We start from the raw sequence: 23,160 nt of genomic DNA, 5'->3' as shown, positions 1-23,160 counted from the left end.
CCCCTTTAGTCCGCGATGAAGTGCGGCTTGAAGCGCGACAGATCCTGGGTGATGCGCGCCCGGTCCTCTCGCAGGCCCATGCCCGCGCAGGCGTCGCCCACGATCCAGGCGCCGACGATCGGCTTGAAGCCGTCGAAGTCGGGCAAGGGTGCATAGGCCTGCACGATGCGCGGATGCTGGTCATAATCGGTATTTGGGGACGCCTCGGTCACATCGCCAGCCTCGACGATGCTGACGCCCGCGCCTTCGCGCGAAAAGATCGGCTTGACGACATGGCCGCGCTTGAACTGGTCCGCCACCTTGTCGAAGGCCGCGGCCACGGCAGGAACCGGGCGGCCCCCGGCGACAAGCGCGTCGGCCACGTCGTCGGCGAAAAAGGCGGGCAGCAGGTTGGGATGACCCTCGAACATCTGCCACAGCACCGGCAGGATGCCCTTGTTCGACACCAGCGCCTTCCAGGCCGGTTCCAGGAACAGGCAGCCAGACCCCGCGATATGGCGCGCGTAATCGTCGCGCAGCAGGTCTTCCCAGGGATACAGCTTGAACAGCGTGCCGATCACCCGATCCTCGGCATCGACGAACTGGCCCTGTCTGGTGACGCCCAGCTTGTCCAGGTCGCTGTAATGCGCGCCCATCCCGGCTTCGCGCGCGGCCCAGGCCATGGCCTCGACGGTGGCGTAATCCTCGGGGTTGTCGGCCATCGCGGTGAAGTGGATGTCGGTGTTGCGGTCGAACAGCGCGCGGAAGCGTTCGACCAGCGCCTCGTGGATGCCGTTGAACTGGTCCGCGCCCTGCGGCAGCACGCCCGCCGCCAGTTGATCTTCCAGCCATTGCCATTGGAAGGCCGCGCTTTCGTAAAGCGATGTCGGCGTATCAGCGTTGTATTCCAGCAGCTTGGCCGGACCCTTGCCGTCATAGGCCAGGTCCAGGCGGCCATAGATCTCGGGTTCGTTGCGGCGCCAACTGTCGGCCACCAGGTCGCGATGCTGGGGCGGGATGCCCATCCGGTCCATCATTTCCTGACTGGTGACGATCTCGGCCACGGCGTCGCGGCACATCGCGTGCAGGTCGGTCGAGGGTTCCTCGATGTCATCCTCGATCTGGCGCAGCGTGAACTGGTAAGCCGAACTTTCGTCCCAATAGGGTTCGCCATGCATGTCGGCAAAGGTGAATCCCGCCTCGCGCGCGGTGTCGCGCCAGTCGGGCCGTTCGGGAAGCGTGATCTTTTGCATGGAACAGCCTTAGCCTGTCGGCGCAGGACGGGCCAGCCAAATCCCCGTCATCTGCCGTCCACTTCGGCAGTCGCCGCAGGGCCGCCCTGCAGGTCGGCGATCAGCGCCTCCATCTCGGCGATCTCGCGGCGCTGCGTTTCGATGATCTGGTCGGCAAGGTCGCGGACGCGCGGGTCCTGGATATCGGCGCGCGAACTGGTCAGGATCGCGATGGAATGATGCGGGATCATCGCCCTCATCCAGGACACCTGGTCCACCGTGGCCTGGCTGCGCACCATGAACAGGCCCAGGGCAAAGGCCAGGGCCGCAACCCCAAGGACGGCAATGTTCCGCCCCCGGCCGGGAAACATCGACCACATCGCGACCAGCATGACGATCGCCATGCCCCCGCCCATGTAAAGCGCCATCCAGGCGCGCGTCTGGCTGAACCAGACATGCGAGATGTCCCAGGTGTTCAGATACATCATCATGAACATCACGAGGGTCGATACGGCGATGGTGCCGAGAAAGCGGGAATAGCTCATGGCGGTGCTCCTTCCGGGTATTGCCCAACAGGCCCGGCGCCGAAAGGTTTCAGGTGTCCGCCCCGCCCAATGGCCCCGGGCGCCGTTCCTCGGACAGCATCACATTCGCCTCGACCTGGCCCACGCCGGGCAGGGTCATGATGCGACGGCGCAGGATCCGTTCGAAATCGGAGATGTCGCGGGCGGTGATGCGCAGGCGATAATCGAACTGGCCCAGGACGTGCTGGACCAGCTGCACCTCGGGGATGGCGGTGACGGCGCGTTCGAAATCTTCAAGGCCGGTGCGGCCCTTGGCGGCCAGCTTGATGCCCAGAAAGACCGTGACGCCAAAGCCAAGCGCGGCCTGGTCCAGCACCACCCGCCGCCCCGCGATGACGCCCTGGTCCGTCAGCCGCTTGATGCGCCGCCAGGCGGCGGGCTGGCCGATGCCGACCGCGCGCCCCACATCGGCGGCGCTGCGCGTGGCGTCGGCGGCCAGCATGCGCAGAATCGCCAGGTCCGTTGCATCCACATCGGTCACAGCGCCAGTTCCCCGCTGTCCTTGATGGTCGCGACCAGCATCAAGGCGTCCAGTTCCGCAATATGGGGCAGGGTCAGGATCCGGTCGCGATAGACCTGCTGCCAATGGGCCATGTCGCGCGCGATGACGGACGCCCGCCAGTCCACCCTGCCCAGGAAGGACTGGATCTCGATCACCTCGGGCACCTGGCGCAGGGCCGCCAGGAATTCGTCGAAGGCGCGGGGGTTGGTCTTGTCCAGGGTGAAGCGCAGCGACACCTCGACCGCCCAGCCCATCGCGCGCCAGTCGATGCGCGCCTGCACGCCCTTCAGGACGCCCGCCTCGCGCATCCGTTCCAGCCGCCGCCACAGCGCGGCAGTCGTAATGCCCGCCCGTTCGGCCAGAACGCCATTCGCGGCCTCGGGCTCGGCCATAAGCTGGCGCAGGATGCGACGGTCAGTGCTATCAGGCATGAAATCCATGCAAAGCCGCATATCACGGCATGATCTTTTCGCAAGCATGGCAGTTTCTTGCATCCGCCGTGCAGGCATCATCGCGGCAAGGGCGCTAGAACGGCACCAGCAGAATGAAAGGACCATCCACATGCGCGTTTACTATGACCGCGATTGCGACGTTAACCTGATCAAGGACAAGAAGGTTGCGATCCTGGGCTATGGGTCGCAAGGCCATGCCCATGCGCTGAACCTGCGCGATTCGGGCGCCAAGAACCTGGTCGTCGCCCTGCGCGAGGGTTCCCCCTCGGCCAAGAAGGCCGAAGGCGAGGGGCTGAAGGTCATGGGCATCGCCGAGGCTGCCGCCTGGGCCGACCTGATCATGTTCACCATGCCGGACGAGTTGCAGGCCGACACCTACAGGAAATACGTCCACGACAACCTGCGCGAAGGCGCGGCGATCGCCTTCGCCCATGGCCTGAACGTGCATTTCGGCCTGATCGAGCCGAAGCCTGGCGTCGATGTCATCATGATGGCCCCCAAGGGTCCCGGCCACACGGTCCGCGGCGAATACACTAAGGGCGGCGGCGTGCCCTGCCTGGTGGCGGTCCACAACGACGCGACCGGCAAGGCGCTGGATCTGGCGCTGTCCTATTGCTCGGCCATTGGCGGCGGGCGGTCCGGGATCATCGAAACCAACTTCCGCGAGGAATGCGAGACCGACCTCTTCGGCGAGCAGGCGGTCCTGTGCGGCGGGTTGGTCGAGCTGATCCGCTGCGGCTTCGAAACCCTGGTCGAGGCGGGCTATGAACCCGAAATGGCCTATTTCGAATGCCTGCACGAGGTGAAGTTGATCGTGGACCTGATCTATGAAGGCGGCATCGCCAACATGGACTACTCGATCTCGAACACGGCGGAATATGGCCAGTATGTCACCGGCCCGCGCATCCTCCCCTACGAGGAAACCAAGGCCCGCATGAAGGCGGTGCTGGAGGATATCCAGCGCGGCAAGTTCGTGCGCGACTTCATGCTGGAAAACAGCATCGGCCAGCCGACGTTGAAGGCTTCGCGCCGCGCCAATGACGAACACCAGATCGAGAAGGTCGGCGCGAAGCTGCGCGAGATGATGCCCTGGATCTCCAAGGGCAAGATGGTGGACCGCGCGCGGAACTGACCCCACAGAAAGCCGGGGGTTTCCACCCCCGGACCCCCGAGGATATTTGAGCACAGAAGATGAATAAACCTTATCTTCTGTGGAAAAATATCCCGGGGGGAGTCCGAAGGACGGGGGGCAGCGCCCCCTTGTTTTCACACTTGCAGCTTGTCCTGCGTCCGGGTCTGGAAATCCGACGCATCGTGGCGTTCCCACAGTTGCTGGGACGGATCGCCCGAGGTCTTGTTGACCATGATCCCGCGCTGCACGGCGGGTCGTGCGGCGATCTCGTCATGCCAGCGGCGGACATTGCCGTAGATGCCCGCGTCCAGGAAGGTCGCCGCGTCGCCATACAGCTTGCCCGCAACGACCTGCCCGTACCAGGGCCAGATCGCCATGTCGGCGATGGAATATTCGTCGCCCGCCATGAAGTGGTTCTGCGCCAGGTGGCGGTTCAGAACGTCAAGCTGGCGCTTGGCTTCCATGGTATAGCGGTCGATGGCATATTCGATCTTTGTCGGGGCATAGGCATAGAAATGCCCGAAGCCGCCGCCCAGGAAGGGCGCCGATCCCATCTGCCAGAACAGCCAGTTCATCGTCTCGGTCCGCGCGGTGGGATCGGTGGGCAGAAAGGCGCCGAACTTTTCGGCCAGATAGACCAGGATCGACCCGGATTCGAAGACCCGGCGCGGCGGCGTCACCGAATGGTCCATCATCGCGGGGATCTTGGAATTGGGGTTGGCGGCCACGAAGCCGCTGCCGAACTGGTCGCCGTCGCTGATGCGGATCAGCCAGGCGTCGTATTCGGCATCATGGCCCGCCTCCAGCAGCTCCTCCAGCATGATGGTGACCTTCTGTCCGTTGGGCGTGGCCAGCGAGTAAAGCTGCAAGGGATGCTTGCCGACCGGCAGGTCCTTGTCATGCGTCGGGCCTGCCACGGGGCGGTTGATGTTGGCGAACTGGCCGCCGTTCTGGCCGGTCTGCTTCCACACCTTCGGCGGGGTATAGTCGTCGGTCATGACACCTCCTGGACATGGTTCGAGGGCAGGATGGGCGCGGGACAGGGGAACATCAACCCATCAAAATGCTGGCAAGTGTTCCTGGATTGTTCTAGGCTGGGGTCATGCTGCCGCCCCGGAACCCCGATGAACGCCTGAAGGCCCGCGGGACGGATACCCGTCCCGAAGGGCGGTTCGAAGCGCATCGGCGGATACGGGAGGCGGATGGCTGGGAGATCCCGGAAGACGACCACCTGCTGCGCACCGAAGTCACTATCGAACGCCCGCGCAGCATCATCACGCGCAACACCTCGCCCGACATATCCTTCGACCGGTCCATCAATCCCTATCGCGGCTGCGAACATGGCTGCATCTACTGCTATGCCCGGCCTACCCACGCATATCTTGGCCTGTCGCCGGGCCTGGATTTCGAGACGCGGATTACCGCCAAGCCCGATGCGGCCGTGCTGCTGTCGCGTGAACTGGGGCGGCCCGGCTATCGTCCGGCGCCGATCGCGCTTGGGACCAATACCGATCCATACCAGCCCATCGAATCAAAGCTGGCGATCATGCCGGGAATCCTGCGCGTGCTGTCGGACTGGAACCATCCGGCGACGCTGGTCACGCGCGGCCAGACCGTGCTGCGCGACCTGGCCTTGTGGGCGGAACTGGCGGCCAAGCGGATGGCGGCGGTCGGGATCAGCATCACGACGCTGGACGCCGATCTGGCCCGCGCGATGGAGCCTCGCGCACCTGCCCCCGCGACACGTCTGCGGATGATCCGCAGGCTGGCCGGGGAAGGGGTGCCGGTGCGGGTCATGGTGGCGCCGGTCATCCCGGTCCTGACCGAACCCGAGATCGAGGCCATCCTGACCGCCGCAAGGGAAGCAGGGGCGACGACCGCCAGCATGATTCCCCTGCGCCTGCCGCATGAGGTGGCGCCGCTGTTTCGCGACTGGCTGGTCCGCCATCGGCCCGGCATGGCGGCGCATGTGATGAACCGGGTGCAGGCCATGCGTGGCGGCAAGGACAACGATCCCCGCTTCGGCCATCGCTTCCAGGGTCAGGGGACCTTTGCGGAACTGGCCTTGCAGCGGTTCCGGCTGGCGCGCAGGCGATTGGGCTATCGCACCGGGGGGGCGACCCTGGATTGCAGCCGCTTCGGCCCGCCGCCCAAGCCGGGCGAACAGCTTTCGCTGTTCTAGGCGCCCCGGTCCTGTTCGTTCTTGGCCCAGAGATAGCCGATGAACGCCCCCTTCACGAAGCGCAGCAGGATCAGGGTCAGCACCGTCGTGATGACCCCGGTGATGACCAGCAGCATGACCGGGCTGGGCCGGAACAGCACCCAGGTAAATCCGATCAGCGGGATCAGCAGCAACAGCATGATGGTCATGGCAAAGAAGGCCGGTCCGTCCGCCGCCGGATAGCGGCCGAGGGGCGCATGGCAGACCTCGCACTGGGCGGGCACCGCCAGATATCCCCGCAGTAACCGGCCTTCTCCGCAATTGGGGCATTTGTTCATCAGCCCCCGAAGGACGGATGTCTTGCTGTCGCGTTTCTCGGTCATGGTCGCGGTCCTGGCTGCTGGGATCCGTATCGACTGCCTGACGCCAAGCCGGGCGACGTGGGACTTGTCGGAAGAAACGAAGATAGGAAGCAGAGAGAATATCCGCAACGCGGATCTCGACCTCTATTGGCAGACATATTCATCTATTTGATCATATTGGCGCAACAAACAAAAATTTATGAAAATGATAGGGAACAAAATACCCGATATGCGTTATACTGCGGTTGAATGATGTCTGTCTGCCAGAACTTCTCTACCACATGCTTGGGAACGGGAATCGATAAATGGTTAGAAATGTCAAAGGTATAGCCGTTGCAGCATTGGCTCTGGCGGCTGTCGGAGAGCCTGCGAAGGCTGCGATGATCGATTTCACGGCCTATCCCGTTGGAACCTCTGGAACATTGACGGGCAGCGTGGGGTCTATCGACTGGACGCTGACATCCTCTCGCGGCGAGATTCGTGCCCCCGAGGCCTGCACCTCTCCGGTGCCGGAACTGGCTTGCGTGAACGACGGCCTGGGCATTTCCGGGTCCGAGATCGAGGGCAATCCCGCAAACTATATCCAGATCGTCTTCTCGCGCAGCGTGGCCTTGGTCGCGACCTGGTTTCTGGACCTGTTCGTGGCCCGCGACGGCAGCAATGCCGAGATTGCCTATATCACGTCAGGAACCCCTGGCGGCGTTCCCGATGTGACGGTGGTCGCCGACAAGGTTTATCCGGGCGGGAACGGCTATCGCAAGGCAGAGGGCTTCCGGCTGATCGGGACCACCTTCTCGTTCTTCGTGGATCCGAATGGAAACGACAATATCGGCCGGCCCGATGCCGCCCTTGGGGCGGTCAAGATCGCGCCCGTGCCGCTGCCTGCCGCCGGCATGCTGATGCTGGGCGCCCTGGGTGGGCTGGCCGTCCTGAGCCGTCGGAGACAGCGCACCGCCTGATCTGCAGGATGGAATGGAAAAGGGCCGAACGCTTTCGGCCCTTTTTTCATGCTGTGGCATGGGCGCCGCCCGTCAGATGGTCTGGATGGAACTGAATCCGCCAAGCCGCCCGGCGATTTCCTCCAAAGAAGGGCGCGGGCCTGCGGGACGCGATTCCAGGACGTCGCGCATGGCGCGCAGATGGTCGCGCGTGGTGCCGCAGCAGCCGCCGATGATCCGCACCCCCAGGTCGCGGGCAAGGCAGGCGTAATCCGCCATGATTTCGGGCGTGCCGTCATAATGCAGGTGCCCGGCTTCCAGATGCGGTATCCCGGCATTGCCCTTGGCGATGATCGGCCGTTCGTTCCCCGAGGCCACGAAGTCGCGCACCGTCCGCAGCAGATCCGCCGCGCCCACGCCGCAATTCGCACCATAGGCAACGGGCGGGTTGGGCAGCCGTTCCACCAGGGCCGACAATTGCGCCGAGGTCACGCCCATGATCGTGCGGCCGGCGGTGTCAAAGCTCATCATGCCGCACCAGGGCATGTCGGCCAAGCGGGCGGCCTCGGCGGCGGCGCGGAATTCCTGTTCGGAACTGATGGTCTCCACCCACAGGATATCGGCGCCGCCTTCCTTCAGCGCCTCGGCCTGTTCGTGGAACATCTCGACCGCGCGGGCGTGGGACAGATTGCCGATGGGCGCCATGATTTCGCCCGTGGGGCCGATATTGCCTGCCACCACGACCTTGCGGTCTGACGCATCGGCGATCTCTCGCGCCATGGCGGCGCCTGTCAGGTTCAGTTCGCGCACCCGATGCGCTGCGCCCTGCAGGCGAAGACGGCTGGCATTGCCGCCGAAGGTATTGGTCAGGAACAGGTCGGCCCCGGCATCCACCGCATCCTGGTACAGGCGCCGCACCGCATCGGGGCGGTCGGCATTCCACAGTTCCGGCGCGACATTCGACGGCAGACCCATGTTGAACAGGTTCGTCCCCGTCGCCCCGTCGGCCATCAGCCAGTCGCGGCTGGCAAGAAGCTGGGAAAGAGGGTCCGGCATCGGATGTCCTGCGGGATAATGCGAAAAATCCGTCCGGGGACGGCTGCCAATCATCAAGTCCATGATACGTCTGGTTCCGGCGGGAAACAATTTGGATCGGAACGAAAAAAGGACCGCGCCGGTTTCCCGGCGCGGTCCTGAACTTTGCGTGTCCAAAGGACCTGTTAGCGGTCGTCGTCGCTGTCGTCCGACGCGCCGCCGATGTCGTCGAACAGTTCCGCGATCTCGAACTCGGCCGCGGCATCGGCCTCGGCGGCCAGATCCTGGATCGACTTGCCCTGGGCCTGAAGTTCGGCTTCCTCGGGCGAACGCGCGACGTTCAGCAGGATGGTCGCCTCGACCTCGGGGTGCAGCACGACGTTGACTTCGTGCAGGCCCAGTTCCTTGATCGGGTTGTTCAGGACGACCTGCTTGCGGTCCAGCGTGAAGCCGGCCTCGGTCGCGGCCTCGGCCGCGTCGCGGGTGGTCACGGAACCGTAAAGCGCGCCGGCGTCCGACGCGGAACGGATGACCACGAAGGTCTGGCCGTCCAGCTTGTCGGCGATCTTCTGCGCCTCGGCCTTGGTTTCGGCGTTCTGCGCTTCCAGTTGCACCTTGCGGCCTTCGAAGGCCTTGATGTTGGCGTCCGATGCGCGCAGCGCCTTGCCCTGCGGCAGCAGGAAGTTGCGGGCATAGCCTTCTTTGACGCGGACGACTTCGCCCATCTGGCCAAGCTTGGCCACGCGTTCCAGCAGGATGACTTGCATGTCCCCGTCTCCTTACTTCACGACATAGGGCAGCAGGGCCAGGAAGCGGGCGCGCTTGATGGCACGGGCCAGCTCACGCTGCTTCTTGGCCGAGACGGCGGTGATGCGCGAGGGCACGATCTTGCCGCGTTCGGAAATGTAACGCTGCAGCAGGCGCGTGTCCTTGTAGTCGATCGCCGGCGCATTCTCGCCCGAGAACGGGCAGACCTTGCGGCGGCGGAAGAACGGTTTGTTCGCCATGATCAGATCCTTTCAGTCCGCTCGCGGCGTTCGCCGCGGTCACCACGATCACCACCGCGATCGCGGTCGCCACGGTCGCGATCGCCCCGGGGACGGTCGCCGCGATCGCCGCGGTCACCACGCTCGCCGCGCTCTTCGCGCTTCTGCATCTGGACCGAGGGGCCTTCCTCGTGCTTGTCCACGCGCACGGTCATGACGCGCATCACGTCGTCATGCAGGCGGGCAAGGCGTTCCATTTCCTGCACGGCGGCCGAGGGCGCGTCCGAACGCAGGAAAGCATAGTGGCCCTTGCGGTTCTTGTTGATCTTGTAGGCGAGGGTGCGGACACCCCAGTATTCGTTTTCGATGACGCGGCCGCCGTTGTCGGCCAGCACGGTCCCGAAATGTTCGATCAGCCCTTCGGCCTGCGTGTTCGACAGGTCCTGGCGGGCGATCAGCACATGCTCGTACAGAGGCATGGCATCCCTTTCAGTTTCAGGCGCATTTCATCGACGGGCCATCCCTTCCGCACCCGTCACGAGAGGCTGCGCCGGTTGCAAGATCCGGTCGGAAGGATGCGGCTTTATAGCGGCGATTGCAGGGGATGCAAGGTGATTCGGGGGTGCCCGGCCCGACCGATCGGACCGGGCGATGGATCATTTCAGCATCGGCTGCGGCAAGGGGCTGTCAGCCGCGCGCACCGGCAGGATCGGATGCACGATCTGGGGCTGCTTGCCGGTCAGGGTGCCCAGGAAGGCCACGATCTCCTCGACCTGGGGTTCGGCCAGTTCGGTGCCCAGCTGCGACGAGGACATGATCTGCACCGCCTCGCGCAGATCCCAGACGGCGCCCGAGTGGAAATAGGGCGCGGTCAGGGCGACGTTGCGCAGGGGCGCGGCGCGGAAGACATAGTCGTCGCTGGCCGTCTGCGTCACGGTGAAGCGGCCCCGGTCGCCTTCCGGCAGGACCGACCCGCCCGGCCGTTCGACCACGCCGAAGGGATAGTAATCCTGGCCGCCCACGTTCACGCCGGAATGGCAGGCGGTGCAGCCCGTGTCCATGAAGGCCGCAAGGCCGCGCTTTTCCTGGTCGGACATCGCCGCATCGTCGCCCTTCAGATAGCGGTCGAAGGCGCTGTCGGGGGTGATCAAGGTCGCCTCGAAAGCCTCGATCGCGCGTGCGAAGTTGTCGAAGCTGACGGGCGTCGCCTCGTCGGGGAAGGCCGCCTCGAAAGCCTCGACATAGCCGGGCATCGACTTCAGCGTCCCGATGAGGTTCTCGGGGGTGTTGTTCATCTCGACCCCGGCCTGGACGGGGCCCTTGGCCTGTTCGGCAAGGTCGGGCGCGCGGCCGTCCCAGAACTGCGCGATGTTGAAGATCGCGTTCAGCATGGTCGGAGAGTTGCGCGGCCCCTGCTGCCAGCCATGACCGATCGAGGTGGTCAGCCCGTCCACGCCGCCCAGCCCCACGTTGTGGCAGGACTGGCAGGAAAACAGCCCCGACAGCGACATGCGGGGATCGAAGAACAGCATCGTGCCCAGTTCGACCCGCTCGGGGGTCAGCATGTTGCCCGGCGGGGCCTGGGGCGTGTCCGGGATGGGCTGGAACCATTCCAGGGCGGCCCGGCGCAGGTCGGCGTCAGAGGGCAGTTCGGTCTGGGCCAGGCTCGGTTGGGCCAAAGCGCCAAGCGCAGCGATAGCAAGAAGGGATGTCTTCATGGCTGTCTCTCGTTTCAGGTCTCGCGCGCCCGTGGCGAAGGGTATCCCGCGAATTGCGCCGCTGCCCTGATACAGATCAAACGGTGGGCGGAACCGACATGGCGCGGTGATCTTGCGCCGCGGGGCCGGGCGCGCCACTCTGCCGCGACCCGAGGCGACATGGAGGGAGCGATGGCATTGGAGGATGCGAAGAAACAGGTGGATCAGGCCTTTACGCGGTCCGATCCGCGCGGGCTGTCCTTCGAGAACGCCTTCGGCGGGGCGACCAGCTTCCTGCGGCGGCGCTATAGCAAGGATCTGGCGGGGGTGGACATGGCCGTGACGGGCATTCCCTTCGACCAGGCCGTGACGCACCGGCCCGGCACCCGCTTTGGTCCCCGCGCCATCCGCGAAGCCTCCACGCTGCAAGCCTTTGATGCGCCCTATGGCTGGGGCTATGACCCGCTGTCGGCGCTGACGGTCGTGGATTACGGCGACATGGCCTTCGATTACGCCCATGTGGCCGAAGTGCCGGCGCGGATCGAGGCGCATATCGGCGCCATCCTGGACGCGGGCGCGGCGCCGGTGACGCTGGGGGGCGATCATTCCATCACCCTGCCGATCCTGCGGGCGGTGGCCGCCCGGCGCGGCCCCGTGGCGCTGATCCAGTTCGACGCCCATTCGGACACCTGGGTGGACGACGATCCGGCCCGGATCGACCACGGGACGTTCCTTTACAAGGCGATTCGCGAAGGGGTGGTGGATCCGGCGGCCAGCGTCAGCATCGGGATCAGGACCGACAATCCCGACACGATGGGCGTGACCATCCTGGACGCGGCGGGCGTGCATCGCGACGGCGTGGACGCCACGCTGGCCCGGATCCGCGCGGTGGTGGGCGACCGCCCGGTCTATGTGACCTTCGACATCGACGCGCTGGACCCGGCCTTTGCGCCCGGCACCGGCACGCCGGTCTGGGGCGGGCTGGCAAGCTGGCAGGCGGCGGCCCTGCTGCGCGGGCTGGCGGGGATCGACCTGATCGGCGGGGACGTGGTCGAGGTCTCGCCCCCCTATGACACGACCGGGGCCACCGCGATCGCGGGGGCGCATGTGGCGATGGAGCTGATCGCGCTTTACGGCTGGACCCGGCGCTGATTGCGTCCCGCGTTGGCCGGGGGCGCTTCGCCCCCCGGACCCCCGAGGATATTTGCGTGAAGAAGAAGTCCTTGCCCGTCTACAGGCGGACGGGTAATTCGCCGCCATGTTACCCGAAGATCGCCTGTCCCAGATCGTCCAGCGGTTCGAGTTTCTCGAAGCGCAGCTGAATGCCGGCACGGCGCCCGACCAGATCGCCCGCATCAGCCGCGAATATGCCGAACTGAAGCCTGTCGTGGAACAGGCCGCCCGCTGGCGTGCCGCCCGTGCCAGCCTGGCCGAGGCCGAGGGGATGCTGGCCGATCCCGAGATGCGGGATCTGGCGGCCGAGGAGCTTGTGCGGCTGCGCGAGGAAATGCCCGCGCTGGAACAGGCGCTGCGCATCGCGCTGCTGCCCAGGGACGCGGCGGATGCGCGCCCGGCCATCATCGAGATCCGCCCCGGCACCGGCGGGGACGAGGCCGCGCTGTTCGCGGGCGACCTTCTGTCGATGTATCGCCGCCATGCCGAACAACAGGGCTGGACCTTCCAGCTGCTGGATTTGACCGAAACGGAACTGGGAGGCGTCAAGGAGGCCGTGGCGCGGGTCGAAGGCGAGGGAGTCTTCGCCCGGCTGAAATACGAATCGGGCGTCCACCGCGTCCAGCGGGTGCCCGAAACGGAATCCGGCGGGCGTATCCATACCAGCGCCGCGACCGTGGCCGTCCTGCCCGAGGCCGAGGAGGTCGATATCGACATTCCTGCCGGCGACATCCGCATCGACACGATGCGCGCCAGCGGCGCAGGCGGCCAGCATGTGAACACCACCGATTCGGCCGTGCGCATCACCCATCTGCCCACCGGCATCGTCGTCACCAGCAGCGAGAAGTCACAGCACCAGAACCGCGCCAATGCCATGGCCGTGCTGCGCGCCCGTCTTTACGACATGGAGCGCAGCCGCGCCGATGCCGAACGAGCCGCCGACCGAAAGTCCCAGGTCGGGTCTGGCGATCGCAGCGAGCGGATCCGCACCTACAACTTCCCGCAGGGGCGGATGACCGACCACCGCATCAACCTGACGCTTTATGCGCTGGACCGGATCATGGCAGGCGATCTGGGGGAAGTCATCGACGCGCTGACCGCCCATGACCAGGCGGCGCGGCTGGCCGCCCAGGGATGAGGCTGTCTGAGGCCCGGCGCGAGGCTGCCCGGCGGCTGGTGGCGGCGGGGATCGAGGGTGCGGCCCGCGACGCCGACCGGATCCTGGCCGCAGCCTTGGGGATCGAGCCGGGACGGCTGCGGCTGCTGGACGACCGCGACCTGACGGTTGACGAGATGGACCGGCTGGACCGGGGCCTGGCCGCCCGCAGCGCGCGGCAGCCGGTCGCGCAGATCGTCGGCTTTCGCGATTTCTATGCCCATCGCTTCCGGGTCACCCCCGACACCCTGGACCCGCGCCCGGAAACCGAGGTGCTGGTGGATCAGGCGCTTGGCCTGCCCTGGGAAAGCGTTCTGGACCTGGGGACGGGAACCGGGGCGATCCTGATCTCTCTGCTGGCGGCGCGTCCGGGGGCGCGGGGGCTGGGGACGGATATCTCGGCCGCGGCGCTCGAGGTGGCGCGGGGGAACGCGGCCAGGATCGGGGTCCGGGCGGATTTCGCCTTGTCCGACTGGTATGGCGGCGTGACGGGCCGCTTCGATCTGATCGTGTCGAATCCGCCCTATATCGCCCTGGACGAGATGGCCGGCCTTTCCGCCGATGTGCGGGATTGGGAACCCCATTCGGCCCTGACCGACGGCGCCGACGGGCTGACGGCCTATCGCGCCATTGCGGCGGGGGCTGCGGATCACCTGGCGCCCGGCGGGCATGTTCTGGTCGAAATCGGCTGCGCACAGGGCAAGGCGGTCGATGCCCTGTTCCGCAATATGGGGGCCGAAACCCGCGTGATCCGCGATCTTGACGGACGGGATCGGGTCGTTCTGGCGCGCTTTCCGGCCTGAAAACCCGGAATCCGGGGCCTTCATGACGATTTCGCTTGTCACTCTGCAACGGGCGTGGTTAGTCGCCCCTGTGCAGGGGGCAGCGATGCCAACGCACGGGTCAGCCTGCAAAAGCCGATTCCCTGATGAGCGCCGGTTGCGTTCGTTCGGGCGAAAGCCTCGGGCTGAACGGCGAAGCGCGCAGTGTGCCGCCGGTGCCCGCCCGCGACGCCGTCCAGATCCCTGGAACCCCAGATCAACCTGGAATCACGACAGACAGACTGATGAGATCATCGAAATCCCGTTCGCGCAACAAGTCGAACCGCCAGCGTTCGCTGGGCAATATCGTCAACCGCGTCTTCGACAGTTCCGGCCCCGAGGGCAAGGTCCGTGGCACGCCCCAGCAGATCATCGAGAAATACCTGACACTGGCCCGCGATGCGCAGTTGTCGGGGGACCGCGTGGCCGAGCAGGCCTTCCTGCAACATGCCGAGCATTATACCCGGATGCTGGGCGAGGCGCAGAAGGAAATGGCCGAGCGCCAGCAGTTCCACCAACCCCGTCAGGATGGGGATGAGGGGCGCGACATCCAGCCGAATGGCATTGGCAGCCATCAGGGCGGGCGCGAAGAAGGCGGCCGCGACAATGGCAATCCCCGCGACCATGGCCGGCGCGAGAATGGCGGGCGCGACAATGGCCATCGCGACCAGCAGCGCGATCCACGCGAACAGGGTGGCCGCGAACCTGCGGGCCGGGATCATGCCCCCCGCGACCAGAATATCCAGGACCAGGGTCATCGCGAGCAGCCTCGAGCGGAAATCCAGCCCGAAAGCCGCGAGGACGACCAGCCGTCCCTGCGTCAGCCCGATCCCGTCGAGGCAGCGGAACCCCGGCCCGAGGGCCTGCCGGACGTGGTGACCACGTCCGAGGACGAGGCCGCAGGACCGGTCGAGACGCCCGAGGCGGCAGCCAAGCCGGCCCGAAGCCGCGGCCCCCGTGCGCCGCGCGGCGACAAGCCTGCGGCGCCACGCACCCCGCGCGGCCGTCGCAAGTCGCCCGAGGGCGAACCCGCGACCCAGGAAAGCCCTGCCAGCGAAGAATAAATCCAAAGGGCCGCGACGATACTGTCAGCGGCCCTTTTCATTGTCCTTGCCGGGCTGCCTGCAATGCGCGGGCCAAGGCGCAGAACCGTTCAAGGTCGATCTCCTCGGCCCGTGCGGTCGGCGAGATATCCGCCTGTTCCAGCAGCGATTCGATCTGCGGGTGCAGGCCCCGCAAGGACGCGCGAAGCATCTTGCGCCGCTGGTTGAAAGCCGCCGCCGTGACCTGCGACAGGACTGCCGGATCGGCGGGATAGCGGGGCTGGGGCAGGGCGGTCAGTTGGACCACCGCCGAATGGACCTTGGGGGCGGGCACGAAGGCCTCGGGCGGCAGGGTCATCACGATGCGCGCATCCGCCCGCCATTGCGCCAGCAGGGCAAGGCGGCCATAGGCCTTGCTGCCCGGCGCCGCGACGATGCGTTCCGCGACCTCCTTCTGGAACATCAGCGTCAGCGACTGCCAGAAGGGCGGCCAGTCCGGTGGCGTCAGCCAGCGGATCAGCAGCTCGGTCCCGACATTGTAGGGCAGGTTCGCGGCCACGCGGATCGGCGGTGTCAGATGCGCCAGCGGATCGACCTGCAAGGCGTCGCCGTGGATCACGGTCAGGCGGCCCGGATAGCGGTCGGCGATTTCCTGCAGGGCAGGCAGGGCGCGGACATCCTTTTCGATGGCAAGGACATGACGCGCGCCCTCGGCCAGCAGGCCCCGCGTCAGCCCACCGGGTCCGGGGCCGATTTCCAGCAGGTCGCATTGCGTCATGTCGCCCGCCTGCCGCGCGATCTTGGCGGTCAGGTTCAGGTCCAGCAGGAAGTTCTGGCCAAGTTGCTTCTTCGCGCGCAGGTCGTGGCGGGCGATCACCTCGCGCAGGGGGGGCAGGTTGTCGATGGTGCTCATTGCGGCAAAGCCGGGGGTTTCACACCCCCGGGCCCCCGTGGGATATTTGTGTGAAGAAGACTCATTGCCGCCGGCTTGCCGCCATGTCACGGGCCATGCGCAGGGCGGCAATGGTGGACCGGGCGTCGGCAATCCCCTTGCCTGCGATGTCGAAGGCCGTGCCGTGGTCGGGCGAGGTGCGGATGAAGGGCAGGCCCAAGGTCACGTTCACGCCGCCGGCGAAGTCCAGCGTCTTGATCGGGATCAGCGCCTGGTCGTGATACGCACAGATCGCCGCGTCGTATCGGGCGCGGGCGGGGGGGTGGAACATCGTGTCGGCGGGAAGGGGACCGGAAAGGTCGAGGCCCTCCGCCCGCAGTCGGACCAGCCGCGGGGCGATCCAGTCGGTTTCCTGGCGGCCCATCGTTCCCCCCTCGCCGGCATGGGGGTTCAGGCCGGCCACGGCCAGGCGCGGAGACGGGATGCCGAAATCGCGGATCATCGCGGCATGGGTGATGCGGATCGCCTGTTCCAGGACCTGCTCGGTCAGGGCGGCGGGTACGTCTTCCAGCGGGATGTGGATCGTCGCGGGCACCACGCGGCAGGGCGGATCCACGGTGGTCGAGGCCAGCATCATCGCCACCGGCACGTCGCCCGCGAGATGCGCGAGGTATTCGGTATGGCCGGGAAAGGCAAAGCCCGCGCCTTCCTTCAGCGCCTGCTTGCTGATCGGCAGGGTGCAGATGCCTGCGGCCTGGCCCCGCATCACCAGATCGACCGCGCGGGCGATCACCTGGATCACGCCCGCCGCATTCGCGGGATCGGGACGGCCCGGAACCGCAGGGGCGGCGAAGTCGTGGCGCAGGACGGGCAGGTGGCCTGCGGGAACCGGGTCGTCAGGCAGGGCAATCTCGGAAAAGGCCGTGCCCGCGGGCAGGTGGCGCGGATCGCCCAGCCAGGCGAAATCGACGCCCGAGGCAAGCGCCTGCGGGGCCAGTTCCGGCCCGACGCCTGCCGGTTCGCCGCAGGTCAGGATGATGCGGCCCGGGATCATAGGGCCGTCACGGACGACGGATCAGGGCGTCGGCGCGCAATTCGGCCAGATAGGCCTCGGCTGCGGCATTGGCCTTGCGGTTGAAGATCTCGTCCCGGACGGCTTCGCGGCTGGGCAGGGCATCGGCGTCGGGAATCGCGGCCTCGACCCCGTCGTCGGGCAGGGCGGTGGTGGCGACATCATCGGCCAGGTCGGCCACCAGGGCAGGCTGGCGGGAACACAGCATCACCAGATCCGCGCCATTGCCGTAATCGACCACGCCCGATTCATCCGCGTCCATCGTCGCCAGGCGTTGCGCAATCAGCGTGGGGACGGCGCCCTGCGGAACGGTCTGGCGCTGGACCTGGCCGGCCTGGGCACCCGCCTGGACATAGAGGTCGTCGCAGGACCGCGTCCGTGCGCCCAGGGTGGCCGCATCCGCGGCCGTGGGCAGGCGCAGGGTAGCATAGTCGATCACCTGTTCGGTGGCGCCGGGACGCAGGGTGCCTTGGCTGTCGCGCAGGTGGAACAACACCACCGCGCCCTCGACGGTCAGAGGCTGGGTGGTCTGGCCGGGCTGAAGGGCGGTGATGACGGGGCGCAGGCTGGGGGGCAGATTGTCGATGTTCACCCAGGCCAGACGCCCGCCCGACCGGGCCGAATCGGCTGCGGAATACTGCCGTGCCGCTGCCTCGAATTCGTCGGACGAAAGGCCCGCGCCGGCGATCTGGCGTGCAAGGTTCAGGGCCTGCTGTTCCTGGCCCGGCGGGGCGGGGATGATCAGTTCGGAAATCAGCACCCGCGACAGGATCGGCGTTTCGACCACGCGGCGCAGTTCCTGGTCCACCTCGGCTTCGGACACCTCGATCCGCGGGACCACGCGTTCGCGGATCACCGAGCGCCAGACGAGGCCCGCACTGACGAAATCACGATAGGCCTGGGGTTCCACCCCTGCGTTCTCCAGGGCGGCGGTGAATTCGGCGGCCGACAGGCCCGCGCGGCTGGCGAATTCCTCGAGCCCGTTCTGAAGGCCTTCGTCGGTCGGCACGATGCCAAGCTGCCGGGCGGCGTGGTTGCGCAGCCGGTCGTCGATCAGCGCCTGCTGCGCTTCCTCGGCAGTGGTGCCGGGGGCGCCAAGGATCTGCATGAAGCGCTGGCGTTGTTCCACCTCATAGCGGGTGATGGCGGCGCTGTTGATATAGACCACCGGCTCGAACGGGTTCTGCGCCAAGGCCGGCGCCGCTGCCACAAGCGCCGCCGCCAGGGCGAAGCCGGAAAGGAAATGCCGCATCTGCTGGCCCCCGTGTCTTTTGTTGGCGTGTTCGTTTCTTGGCGCGAAGCTTAGCGTATGCAGGACCGGCGCGCCACCGTGCCCGGCAGATCTTCCTGCATCCCGAAGCCGCCCAACTGGACCGAGAATCCGACGCTGGTTTCGGGGTTTACGTTGTCCGAACTGGTAAAGCGGCGGGACACGCCCATCTCGACGGTCAAGCATTCGTTACGATAGGTGACGTCCAGGGACGCGCGCTGCGCCTGGTCGGCCACGAAATCGTAACGGGTTTCGGCGCTGCCCCACCAGCCCTCGCGGATTTGCCAGCCGACATTGGCGACCAGTTCGCTGATGTCGGGAACGGCGGTATCGTCCTGGGCATAGCCGTCCAGCCACAGGTGGCCCGCCGAAAGCTGAAGGTCATCGCGCAGCCAGCCCAGCCGCAATTCGTTGCGCGACATGTCCAGATCGTCGTCGAACAGCGCCCGATTGGCGATGGCAAGGCCCGTGCCGCTGTCGTACTGGGCCGAGACCAGCCAGTCGGAACTGGTTCCCGACAAGGCGGAGGTCGGGGGAAAGTCCGGGTCGGCTTCGGCGCGGAAGACGCGCCCGCCGGTCAGGGCCAGCGACCAGCCGGTCGGATCGAGGCGCGTCCAGGTCACGCCCAGGTTGGCGCGCAGGCCGCTTTCGCGTGCGTCCCAGCCCGGAAAGCGGTTCTCGGAAAACAGGTTGCCCTCGTCGAATTCGATCAGGCGGCTGTCCTCGTTCGGGATATCCTCGTCTCCTCCGGGGGGGGAATACAGGATCTGCGCCACCGGTTCGACCATATGCGTCGCACCGTCGCTGCCGCCGATCAGGGGCCAGCGCAATTCGACACCCAGCATGGGATCGGCGCGAGCCTCCAGGTCGTCATAGCTGCTGTCCTGCGCGATGCGATAGATGTCGGCGTCCAGGCCTGCCAGGGCCGCGCCGACCACGCCGCCGGGCAGGATCTCGCTGCGCCGCCAGTCCAGCCCGACCGAGGCGCGGGCCATGTCGCGGCCCACCTGGTCCTGGTCCGAGGGCCGCCGATGCGCGTGAAGCGACCATTCCAGAAGCGCCTGCCCGCCGATATGGCGCGGCGTGAAGCTGCGCTGCCAGATCACGTCCGCCACCTGCGCGGGAGAGGTGCTGTTGTCCTCGTCCTCGCGCAGCGAGCGATAGTTGCCGACGCGGCCAAAGAACAGCCTTTCGCGGGTCACGCGTTCCAGCGTGAAACCGCTCCAGAGGCGGTCGGCATTGGTGATGTCATAGTCCAGCAGATAGGCGCGCTCTGATACGGCCTGCACCTGCACCCCCAGCCGATAGCCGCGGGGCAGGTCGAACAGGGCATTGCCGAACAGGTATCCCCGCGTCTCGTTCGGCTGGATGTCGTCGCGAGTGATCGCGCCGTTCCATTCGGTAACCCCCGTCGTCCAGGCCTGGCGATAACGCAGTTCCAGCGTCCTTGTGCTGTTTGCCGAAACATAGGGCGTCACCGTCACATCGGCATGATCGCCCAGGGTGACGAAATAGGGGACCTTGACCCCGAAGCCCAGGCTGGAGGTGGTGCGGAACTGAGGTTGCAGGAAGCCGGTCGCGCGTTCGACTGTCGGATCCGGCGCGGTCACGGTGAAGGGCACGGCGGCCAGCGGAATGCCGAAGGCGCGGAACTGCGGGCGATCGAAGGTCAGCAGCCGCGTTTCCGCGTCATGAGTTATGCTGCGGGCGCGGATTTCCCACAGGGGTGTTGGGTCGCTGGCGCAGATCTGGCACGAGGAGGCCACCACCTGGCGCAGGGTGGTCGTCCGGCCATTGCCGGTCCGCGTCGCCTCGGTTGCGGCAAGCTGCAATTCGCGGGCCAGTACCAGGCGCGCGCCGCGGATGATGCCGTCCTGCAATTCGCGGTCAAGCTGGCCGCTGTCTGCGATCAGCACGGCCTCGGCGTCCGGGTCGGCGGCGCCGGGGCGGGACAGGTGGATCGGGCCTTCGATGGTCAGGGTTCCCGTCGCCCCGTCCACGACGATGCGTGATGCCACCAGCCGCGCGCCCTGATACCAGACGACGACGCCCCCCGCCGCGATCAGCGTCCGATCGCCTTGCAGGACCATGCTGTCGGCCAGGACCGTGGCGGCATCGTCCCTGGCCCCGCCGGGGTCGCGGGCGGGCAGGGTCACGTCGGCGTCGGGTGCTGCGGACTGCAACCTTGCGGCATCGGGGGTGCGGTCGCCCAGGATGGCGTTGCCCAGGGGATCGGCCGTAGGGGCCAGGGCAGCCTCGTCGTTCCAGCGAAAGCTGCCTGCCCCGCCCAGGCTGCCCGCGCCAAGGCCCGGATCCCGGCTCAGCATCGTCTGGCCAAGCGCCAGGGACGGCGCCATCAGCAGCACGCCCCCCCGAATCACCCATGTCAGCACGCGCGCTTTCATCCATCCTCCCGCGTCAGGATCAGCGTCAGCGCCAGCAGACCCCCGACCAGCGGCGGCGTCCACCCGGAAAGCCACGGCGGCACCTGTCCGTTGTCGCCCAGAACCTGCGCCAGATTGCGCAGGAAGAACAGCCCGATCCCGGCCCCGAACGCCAGCAGGACCGCGCCGCCGGTGTTGCGGCCGCGCACATGCTGCATGGTGAAGGCGGCGGCGATCAGCACCATCGCGGCCATCAGGAAGGGGCGCGCCAGTTCCATGTGCAGCCAGACCTTGTGGCGGGCGGCGGAAAAGCCTGCCCGTTCAAGGCCCGCGATGAAGCCCGGCAGGTTCCAGACCGGCACCGCCTCGGGGCGGCCAAAGCCTTCGCGGATGCGCTGCGCGGTCAGGTCGGAGGCCAGCTCCATCCGGTCGGCCGATGTGGCAGCGGCCTCGGGATTGGTTTCGGACAGGGGATAGGCGCGGACATCGGACAATTCCCACCGGCCGGGCGCAAGGCGGGCTTCCCTGGCCTCGATCCGGCGGACAGGGCCGCGCGCCTCGTCGAAGACCAGGAAGGTCGCGTCGTAAAGCGTCGTGGCATCCGGGCTGGCGCGGCGGGCGCGGATGACGATCTGGCCCGCTTCGTCCGTGCCCTCGGCCACGGCTTGGCGCAGCCAGACGGCGCTGTCGCCCACGGATACGGTCTGGCGGCTGTTCCGGTCGATCTCGGCCACGGCCTCGTCGAAGCGTGCGCCGGTGACGGCGACCAGGGGGTTCAGAACGGCCACCGTCAGCGCGCCGACCAGGACTGCCGTGACGGCGGGCGCGGTCACGACCTTCAGCGCCGAACGCCCCGATGCCCGGATCGCCACCATTTCCGAGGTGCGCGCCAGATTCAGAAACAGCGCGATTCCCGCCAGCACCGTCAGAAGCGGCAGGATCGAATAGAAGCTGGACGCGACATTCAGCGCCGCCAGCCCCAGGGCGCCGCCCAGGCCGATGTCGCGGTCCGAAAAGCGGCGGATCATCTCGATCATGTCGATCAGCAGCAGGATCAGCAGGAAGACACCGGTGATGGTGACGAAGGACCGCAGAAAGCGGCGCGCGACATAGCGGGCCAGGATCATGCAGGGACACCCCCCTGCCTGAGCCGCCGCGGCTTGCCCGCCCACCACAGCAGGGCGCCGCACATCGCCGCGCCCACCGCCGCCGGGCCATAGAGCAGGGGCCACAGCGACGGGTCGCGCCCGACCTGGTTTGCCGCCGCATTGGTCAGCAACTGCACCAGGATCAGCCCCAGGATCGCCCACAGGACCTGCCGCCAGACGCCAAAGCGCGAATAGCCGCCGATCAGCAGCGTGGCAAAGCCGATCATCGCCGCAACGGGCGAAAGCAGGGGCTGGGCGATCCTCTCATGCGCCTCGCGCCGGGCGTCGGGGGCCGTGGCGCCGGTCGCGGCAAGCAGCGCGGCGTCGGGGTTCAGCAACTGCAAGGTGCCGTAGTCGCGCAGATCGCGGCCCTTTCGCGCCCCGCCGGACAACATCGCCCCCACATCATAACTGAATTCCGCAAAGCGCGTGACGGCAAGCGACTGCCGATCCCCGGTCTGCCGCAGGTTCTGCGACATGCCGCTGAGCAGGATCAGCACCGGCCCGGTTTCCGCGCGCACGACCAGGGCTTCTTCCGAGGTGTAGATCACCTGGTTGGCAGGATCGCGCGCATCCTCGATGAACAGGTCCAGCAGGCGGCCATCGCTGGCGATGTCGCGGATGAACAGGGTGATGCCCTCTGCCGGATACTGGAAGCTGCCGGGCCGCAGGAACCGCTCGGTCGCGTCCTGGGCCAGTTCGGCCTGCCGGTCCGCCAGCCGCGCACGGGCCAGCGGCACCAGCCCATGCACCAGAACGGCGACCATCAGCCCCACGAAGATCCCGAAGACCAGCACCGGCCGCGCCAGCCGCCAGGGCGACAGTCCCGCCGCCTGCATCGCCACCAGTTCGGATTCGCCGGCCATGCGGTTCGTGCCATAGGCCGTGGCCGCGAAGGCCGCCACCGGCAGCACGACCGAGATCACCAGGGGCAGGGTCAGCGCGGTGAATTCCACCACCACAAGCGCGGTCTGCCCGTCGCTGAGAAGGTCGTCGAACAGGCTGACCGCGCGGTTGATCCAATAGACCGACACCAGCACCAGCGCGAAGAAGCCGAACAGCGTCAGCAACTGGCTGAGGATATAGCGGTCGATCCGGGGCATGTCGGCTGGATGTCCTTGGGCGGCGGTCACATACTTGC

General features: G+C 66.9%; 24 protein-coding genes. 7 read left to right on the top strand and 17 right to left on the bottom strand.

What is annotated here, in order from left to right; translation table 11 throughout:
- Positions 1 to 5: 5 nt before the first annotated feature.
- Genes RAH32_RS14850 through RAH32_RS14835 form a run of 4 tightly spaced genes read right to left on the bottom strand, consistent with a single transcriptional unit; the run spans position 6 to position 2,728 of the window.
- Positions 6 to 1,232: a glutathionylspermidine synthase family protein gene (locus tag RAH32_RS14850; RefSeq protein WP_306608756.1), complete on the bottom strand. Its 1,227-nt coding sequence runs from the start codon at positions 1,230 to 1,232 to the stop codon at positions 6 to 8.
- 47 nt (positions 1,233 to 1,279) lie between these two features.
- A complete protein-coding gene (locus RAH32_RS14845) occupies positions 1,280 to 1,756 on the bottom strand; it encodes a DUF305 domain-containing protein (protein WP_306608754.1) in 477 nt (158 codons plus the stop codon).
- A gap of 49 nt (positions 1,757 to 1,805) precedes the next feature.
- Positions 1,806 to 2,276, bottom strand: coding sequence for an Lrp/AsnC family transcriptional regulator (locus RAH32_RS14840; RefSeq protein ID WP_306608752.1), 471 nt, complete (start codon positions 2,274 to 2,276; stop codon positions 1,806 to 1,808).
- Positions 2,273 to 2,728 carry an Lrp/AsnC family transcriptional regulator gene (locus RAH32_RS14835; protein ID WP_306608750.1) on the bottom strand — a complete coding sequence of 152 codons (456 nt, stop codon included), beginning with the start codon at positions 2,726 to 2,728 and terminating at the stop codon, positions 2,273 to 2,275. Before RAH32_RS14835 ends, RAH32_RS14840 begins: the two co-directional genes overlap by 4 nt.
- Positions 2,729 to 2,858: 130 nt before the next feature.
- On the opposite strand from RAH32_RS14835, the gene ilvC reads away from it, so the two are divergent.
- Positions 2,859 to 3,881 (top strand): ketol-acid reductoisomerase, encoded by a 1,023-nt coding sequence (gene ilvC / locus RAH32_RS14830; RefSeq protein WP_306608748.1) that lies wholly within the window; start codon positions 2,859 to 2,861, stop codon positions 3,879 to 3,881.
- A gap of 134 nt (positions 3,882 to 4,015) precedes the next feature.
- Here ilvC and yghU read toward each other — a convergent pair whose 3' ends face one another.
- Positions 4,016 to 4,879: a glutathione-dependent disulfide-bond oxidoreductase gene (gene yghU, locus RAH32_RS14825; protein WP_306608746.1), complete on the bottom strand. Its 864-nt coding sequence runs from the start codon at positions 4,877 to 4,879 to the stop codon at positions 4,016 to 4,018.
- 104 nt (positions 4,880 to 4,983) lie between these two features.
- On the opposite strand from yghU, the gene RAH32_RS14820 reads away from it, so the two are divergent.
- Positions 4,984 to 6,063 carry a PA0069 family radical SAM protein gene (locus tag RAH32_RS14820; RefSeq protein WP_306608744.1) on the top strand — a complete coding sequence of 360 codons (1,080 nt, stop codon included), beginning with the start codon at positions 4,984 to 4,986 and terminating at the stop codon, positions 6,061 to 6,063.
- Here RAH32_RS14820 and RAH32_RS14815 read toward each other — a convergent pair.
- Entirely contained in the window at positions 6,060 to 6,425 is a 366-nt protein-coding gene (locus RAH32_RS14815) for a DUF983 domain-containing protein (protein WP_103173055.1), read from the bottom strand. The genes RAH32_RS14820 and RAH32_RS14815 overlap by 4 nt on opposite strands.
- A gap of 359 nt (positions 6,426 to 6,784) precedes the next feature.
- On the opposite strand from RAH32_RS14815, the gene RAH32_RS14810 reads away from it, so the two are divergent.
- On the top strand, positions 6,785 to 7,363 hold the full coding sequence (locus RAH32_RS14810; RefSeq protein WP_306608741.1) for a VPLPA-CTERM sorting domain-containing protein: 579 nt from the start codon (positions 6,785 to 6,787) through the stop codon (positions 7,361 to 7,363).
- Positions 7,364 to 7,435: 72 nt separating this feature from the next.
- On the opposite strand, the gene bmt is transcribed toward RAH32_RS14810, so the two are convergent.
- From bmt to RAH32_RS14785, 5 genes are all read right to left on the bottom strand, one after another.
- Complete coding sequence (bmt, locus tag RAH32_RS14805) at positions 7,436 to 8,398, bottom strand: betaine--homocysteine S-methyltransferase (protein ID WP_306608739.1); 963 nt, start codon at positions 8,396 to 8,398, stop codon at positions 7,436 to 7,438.
- A 164-nt stretch (positions 8,399 to 8,562) separates the two neighbouring features.
- Positions 8,563 to 9,144 (bottom strand): 50S ribosomal protein L9, encoded by a 582-nt coding sequence (rplI, locus tag RAH32_RS14800; RefSeq protein WP_306608737.1) that lies wholly within the window; start codon positions 9,142 to 9,144, stop codon positions 8,563 to 8,565.
- A 12-nt stretch (positions 9,145 to 9,156) separates the two neighbouring features.
- Positions 9,157 to 9,384 carry a 30S ribosomal protein S18 gene (gene rpsR / locus RAH32_RS14795; RefSeq protein WP_103173059.1) on the bottom strand — a complete coding sequence of 76 codons (228 nt, stop codon included), beginning with the start codon at positions 9,382 to 9,384 and terminating at the stop codon, positions 9,157 to 9,159.
- 2 nt (positions 9,385 to 9,386) lie between these two features.
- Positions 9,387 to 9,842, bottom strand: a complete 456-nt coding sequence (gene rpsF / locus RAH32_RS14790) for a 30S ribosomal protein S6 (protein ID WP_103173060.1) — start codon at positions 9,840 to 9,842, stop codon at positions 9,387 to 9,389.
- 177 nt (positions 9,843 to 10,019) lie between these two features.
- Positions 10,020 to 11,081 carry a cytochrome-c peroxidase gene (locus RAH32_RS14785; protein WP_306608733.1) on the bottom strand — a complete coding sequence of 354 codons (1,062 nt, stop codon included), beginning with the start codon at positions 11,079 to 11,081 and terminating at the stop codon, positions 10,020 to 10,022.
- A 171-nt stretch (positions 11,082 to 11,252) separates the two neighbouring features.
- Here RAH32_RS14785 and speB point away from each other — a divergent pair, with 171 nt between their 5' ends.
- The 4 genes from speB (at position 11,253) to RAH32_RS14765 (ending at position 15,274) form a co-directional block, all read left to right on the top strand.
- Positions 11,253 to 12,212 (top strand): agmatinase, encoded by a 960-nt coding sequence (gene speB / locus RAH32_RS14780; RefSeq protein WP_306608731.1) that lies wholly within the window; start codon positions 11,253 to 11,255, stop codon positions 12,210 to 12,212.
- Positions 12,213 to 12,318: 106 nt separating this feature from the next.
- Complete coding sequence (prfA, locus tag RAH32_RS14775; protein WP_306608728.1) at positions 12,319 to 13,371, top strand: peptide chain release factor 1; 1,053 nt, start codon at positions 12,319 to 12,321, stop codon at positions 13,369 to 13,371.
- Positions 13,368 to 14,192 carry a peptide chain release factor N(5)-glutamine methyltransferase gene (gene prmC, locus RAH32_RS14770; RefSeq protein ID WP_306608726.1) on the top strand — a complete coding sequence of 275 codons (825 nt, stop codon included), beginning with the start codon at positions 13,368 to 13,370 and terminating at the stop codon, positions 14,190 to 14,192. Before prfA ends, prmC begins: the two co-directional genes overlap by 4 nt.
- A 263-nt stretch (positions 14,193 to 14,455) precedes the next feature.
- The gene (locus RAH32_RS14765; protein ID WP_306608724.1) at positions 14,456 to 15,274 is read left to right on the top strand and encodes a DUF4167 domain-containing protein; all 819 of its coding nucleotides are present in this window, start codon (positions 14,456 to 14,458) and stop codon (positions 15,272 to 15,274) included.
- A gap of 37 nt (positions 15,275 to 15,311) precedes the next feature.
- Here RAH32_RS14765 and rsmA read toward each other — a convergent pair whose 3' ends face one another.
- The 6 genes from rsmA to lptF all read right to left on the bottom strand — a co-directional run bounded on the left by rsmA (position 15,312) and on the right by lptF (position 23,122).
- A complete protein-coding gene (gene rsmA, locus RAH32_RS14760; protein ID WP_306608722.1) occupies positions 15,312 to 16,166 on the bottom strand; it encodes a 16S rRNA (adenine(1518)-N(6)/adenine(1519)-N(6))-dimethyltransferase RsmA in 855 nt (284 codons plus the stop codon).
- A gap of 61 nt (positions 16,167 to 16,227) precedes the next feature.
- Positions 16,228 to 17,199 (bottom strand): 4-hydroxythreonine-4-phosphate dehydrogenase PdxA, encoded by a 972-nt coding sequence (gene pdxA, locus RAH32_RS14755; RefSeq protein ID WP_306608720.1) that lies wholly within the window; start codon positions 17,197 to 17,199, stop codon positions 16,228 to 16,230.
- Between the two features lie 7 nt (positions 17,200 to 17,206).
- Positions 17,207 to 18,469 carry a peptidylprolyl isomerase gene (locus RAH32_RS14750; RefSeq protein WP_306608718.1) on the bottom strand — a complete coding sequence of 421 codons (1,263 nt, stop codon included), beginning with the start codon at positions 18,467 to 18,469 and terminating at the stop codon, positions 17,207 to 17,209.
- A gap of 50 nt (positions 18,470 to 18,519) precedes the next feature.
- The gene (locus RAH32_RS14745; protein WP_306608716.1) at positions 18,520 to 20,892 is read right to left on the bottom strand and encodes an LPS-assembly protein LptD; all 2,373 of its coding nucleotides are present in this window, start codon (positions 20,890 to 20,892) and stop codon (positions 18,520 to 18,522) included.
- On the bottom strand, positions 20,889 to 21,998 hold the full coding sequence (lptG, locus tag RAH32_RS14740) for an LPS export ABC transporter permease LptG (protein ID WP_306608714.1): 1,110 nt from the start codon (positions 21,996 to 21,998) through the stop codon (positions 20,889 to 20,891). Before lptG ends, RAH32_RS14745 begins: the two co-directional genes overlap by 4 nt.
- The gene (gene lptF / locus RAH32_RS14735) at positions 21,995 to 23,122 is read right to left on the bottom strand and encodes an LPS export ABC transporter permease LptF (protein ID WP_306608712.1); all 1,128 of its coding nucleotides are present in this window, start codon (positions 23,120 to 23,122) and stop codon (positions 21,995 to 21,997) included. The genes lptG and lptF overlap by 4 nt, the downstream gene beginning before the upstream one ends.
- Positions 23,123 to 23,160: the final 38 nt, after the last annotated feature.

It is taken from the genome of Paracoccus yibinensis, from assembly GCF_030846195.1.
Classification (GTDB): domain Bacteria; phylum Pseudomonadota; class Alphaproteobacteria; order Rhodobacterales; family Rhodobacteraceae; genus Paracoccus; species Paracoccus yibinensis.
The sequence above is the reverse complement of the archived record's forward strand: the minus strand, read 5'-3'. Positions and strand labels throughout refer to the sequence as shown.